The organism is Candidatus Protofrankia californiensis, from assembly GCF_900634765.1.
GTDB classification, from domain to species: domain Bacteria; phylum Actinomycetota; class Actinomycetes; order Frankiales; family Frankiaceae; genus Protofrankia; species Protofrankia californiensis.
Map to the genome: position 1 here is coordinate 1,806 of NZ_CAAAFT010000298.1, position 3,881 is coordinate 5,686.

The window sequence follows — 3,881 nt, forward strand, 5'->3', positions numbered from 1 at the left end:
GCCACGTCCGCGTAGCGTTCCACCGGCCCGCTCGGACGCGGCCGGGGCCGCTCGACGGCCACCGGCTCGGCGCCGGCCCGGTCGGGATCCCCCATGAGGTCGTCGCCGACGACGGCGAAGGCGTCCCGGCGGGCCCGTGCGGCGGCGAGGGCATGTGCCCGGTAGACCGCGTCCACGCCGAGACCGGTGTGGCTGCCGGCCAGCCCCATCGCGGTCGCGTTGGCCACGGCCAGGACGACGTCCGCCCGTTGCGGCCCGATCGCCTTCTCGACGACCCCCCGCAGCCGCGGCTGGGTGTCGACGACCGTGACAAGCGAGGCGAGCTCCACCGGAAACGGCGTCCAGCGGGCGATACGACCCACCGACGCCACGGTGAAGGCGATCCCGTCCGCGGCGAGCGCGACAGCCGCGCGCAGCACCGGAGCTGCCGAATCCGGCAGGTCGGCAACCTTGGGCCGCGGGCCGGCGTCCGCCGCGGCCTGGTCGTCACCAGCTCCGCCGTCGGCCTGTTGTACGACCCGCTCGGCAACCGCCGTCAGTTCACTCGCCCGCGGGTACGGCTCGCCAAGACCGACCAGGACCCGTCCCAACGGCGCGTTGACCCGGGCCCACAGCACTCCGGGCTGGCGCTGCAGTTCCTGTTCCAGCAGCCGGCGACGCGACGCTGTCGACAGCCTGCTGGCACCGCGCACCCTGAGACTGGCGCAGGGACGGGCCAACCGGTCATCGCCGGCGGTGGTGGGCTCCATCCGCTCCAGCAGCGGTCCGGCCATCGACACCAGCCCCATGTCACCCAGGAGGCGTCCTTCGGCCAGAACACGTCGCGCCCCCGACAGGGGACTCGGCAGGTGCATCGGCGGACCTCCTCATCGGTCTCATCGATCACCGGGCGGCCGAAATCGATCACTGGACGGCCTGACGCCCGAACGGCAACGGTCGCAGCTGGCACCGCAGGTCGCACTGCAGGTCATGGCCGGGCTGCGCATCCACCACCAGCCGGTACCCGGCAGGCACCCACCCGACAGCCGGTACCCGGCAGCCGATGCCGTCTAACAGGTGCTCGGATGCCCTGGCAGGTGCTCGGGTACCCGCCGACGGGAGAGCGAGTACGTCACGAACACTTCACAGAGAGACAAAACATTGACACAAAGCACACAGTTCACCTCCGAGAAATCTTTTGGAACCGATTCCGAGATCTTTTGTTTACCTAGGGTTTGCCTTTGGGGATGGTGACCTGATAAGGGAGGGAGGTCCGATGCCTGCCAAGACAAATGATCACGTACGGGACGAAGAAAGAGAGGAAGCCAAGAGCGCGAAGGAGCGCCGGGACGGAACGGATGAAAGGGACGAAGACGGGACCACGGCAGAACACCGGGAGGAGTCGCAGGCCGGTCAGGCGGGCAAGGCCACTGGTAACGGCCGGGTCCACGGCGAGGCCGAAGGCGAGCAGGAGAGCGCGGGTGAAGAAAGAGGACCCCACACGGCGACGCTGCGGACACCGTTTGCCACAGCGCGCGTCGAGATCCCTCGCGCCCCGGGCACAAGCATGAAGGTGGGCCCGATCAGACTGCCATCACCGGCCCAGACCGCTTTCTACGTGGGTCTGGGTGTGCTCGCCGTCACCGAGGTCGTCGAATGGCCGATCGCGGCGGCGATCGGAGCCGGTACCTATGTCGCCCAGCGCAGCCGCGCCGGAGCTTCTGCAGCCCGGACGAAATCGCAACAGTCTGCGACAACATAAGCCAGTGGCAGCCACATGAACCAGCGGCAGTCACCAGCTTCCCAACCGGGGCTGGTGACTGCCGGCAACTGCCGGTAACCGGCGGCGGCACCAGGCTGAAGATCTTGGGAAAAGCGCTGGAACAGGCGCTCAGACCGTACGGGCAGCCGATGTCCGCCACCACCGGAACACCGACGAGATCAGCACAACGACCGCGGCACTGACGAGTTCAGCCACCAGGGCCAACACAATCTCCGACACTGAACACTCCTCACAGATGATCATCTGAAGGATGATCGTCGTTGTCACCTTCGGTGGTACAGGCTCGGCGGTACAGGTATCGCACATGAAAAGGGCATTGGTCCAACAGATATCGGTAAGGTGAACAACAGGGCTACGCACACGACAGGCCGGGCGGAACGCAGGACCTGCGTACGGGGCGCCTACCTGCCGCGTGAGAGGCCCACCTGCCGGACGTCGCCGGTACCCCTGGCAGTGATCCAGGGGCTTTGGGCCGCTGGCAGCACGAAATCATGATCGCGCTGCCTTTGGCCCTCCGGCGACCCGGGGATCTGGACCTCCGGCAGGGCGAGAAAAACATGATCGCGCTGCTTTTGGCCCTCTGGCGGAAGGAAGAAGTGGATCGCCATGACACACCGGCCTCGTGCTCGAATCGCACAACGGGCGCGGTTGGCGCTACTACCTCGGCGCTCCGCCCTGGAGGACTGGCTGCTCGTAAGCGAGCAGCGGGTGATCCTCCATCGCAGAGCGGTGCGCACTCCGACCAACGCCAACCTGGCTGACCTGCGCGAGGCGGCGCGACGCGAGTCCCAGCTTGCAACGGTTACCGTCGCGCGCCTGGCCGACAGGTTGGACGTCCCCCGGACGCCGACAGCCGAAGGGACGACGGATGCGTCGCGCCGACCTGAACGAAGCGAGCGACGGCGCACGGTACGGCCGCCACGAAAGCGTGACGGTGCCACGGTAGTGCGGTGACCTCCCCACCGGAACGGTTAACGTCTTCTGAAGGTGACGCACAGCTTCCGCACAGCCGGACCCGGCACGATACCGATACCGATACCGATGCGGCGGCAGCGGGCGGACCATGACTACCTACACTTCCCTTGACCGGGCGCTTGACCGGGCGCTCGTCGGCGCGGAGCGACTCTGCGCACCCGGACCGATGACAGGGAGGCCGACAGGTGGTGACGTCCAGGACGCGCCGACAACGCGATCTTGCCGCGGCCAGAGCCGCCCGGCAGTCCGAACGCCGAGCCGCCGCGCGGCGTCGACAGCGCAGGGTAACCGCGGTCGTCTGTGCCGGCGCCCTGATCCTGCTGGCCGGTGGTGCCACCGCCGCACTGCTGGTCAGCGGTGACGACGACGCCACCCTGGCCGCGTCACCCTCGGCGTCGGGCTCTCCCCCGGTGACCCCGGCCGCCTCGACACAGGTCGGTCCCTGCACCTACACCGCGGACGGGCGGGAACCGTCCAGGCCGGTGAGCCTGCCCGCGGCAGCCGACACGGTGGACAGGTCCCCCACCACCATGGTCATAACCACGAACAAGGGAACGATCAAGGCCGCGCTGGACGCGGCGAAGGCGCCCTGCACCGTCCACGCCCTGCTCACCATGGCGAACGCCAAGTACTTCGACAACACCTCCTGTCATCGTGAAACCACGCAGAACATCTTCGTGCTCCAGTGCGGGGACCCGGAGGGCAGCAGCAGGGGTGGTCCGGGCTTCGCCTACGCCAACGAGAACACCGACGGCGCCAGGTACACCCGCGGGGTCGTCGCCATGGCCAACTCGGGCCCCGGCACGAACGGCAGCCAGTTCTTCATCAACTACCGGGACCCGAACGAGGACGGCGCGCAGGCGCTGGCCACCAACTACACGGTTGTCGGGACGGTGACCGAGGGCCTGAACGTCCTCGACGCCCTCACCTCCCCCGGCGTCGAAGGCGGCGCTCCCGACGGCGCTCCGGTGACCAAACCCCAGATCACCTCCCTCACCATCGCCCAGGGCGCCTGACAGCGGACGCTCCTACCGTCGGCATCACAGCGAAGCCGTCTCGCAGCCAACCCGCCTTCCGATCAAGCTACCTCCCGGCCAAGCCCGAAGGATGTGAATCCGCTGCTGTTGTGACAGCACCGGATTCA

General features: G+C 68.0%; 2 protein-coding genes and 1 pseudogene. 2 read left to right on the forward strand and 1 reads right to left on the reverse strand.

What is annotated here, in order from left to right; genetic code table 11:
* Nucleotides 1-854 (reverse strand): annotated as a pseudogene (locus DD1DGNOD_RS15890) (cation-translocating P-type ATPase); the annotation flags it as partial.
* A gap of 401 nt (nucleotides 855-1,255) precedes the next feature.
* Here DD1DGNOD_RS15890 and DD1DGNOD_RS28165 point away from each other — a divergent pair.
* Both DD1DGNOD_RS28165 and DD1DGNOD_RS15905 read left to right on the forward strand, forming a co-directional pair.
* Complete coding sequence (locus DD1DGNOD_RS28165; protein ID WP_206443217.1) at nucleotides 1,256-1,741, forward strand: hypothetical protein; 486 nt, start codon at nucleotides 1,256-1,258, stop codon at nucleotides 1,739-1,741.
* A 1,181-nt stretch (nucleotides 1,742-2,922) separates the two neighbouring features.
* Nucleotides 2,923-3,753, forward strand: a complete 831-nt coding sequence (locus tag DD1DGNOD_RS15905; RefSeq protein WP_131767187.1) for a peptidylprolyl isomerase — start codon at nucleotides 2,923-2,925, stop codon at nucleotides 3,751-3,753.
* The last annotated feature ends 128 nt before the right edge of the window (nucleotides 3,754-3,881 follow it).

Coding starts and splice junctions, on each gene's coding strand:
- DD1DGNOD_RS28165 (WP_206443217.1), top strand. CDS start 1,256: ATGCCTGCCAAGACAAATGATCACGTACGGGACGAAGAAAGAGAGGAA.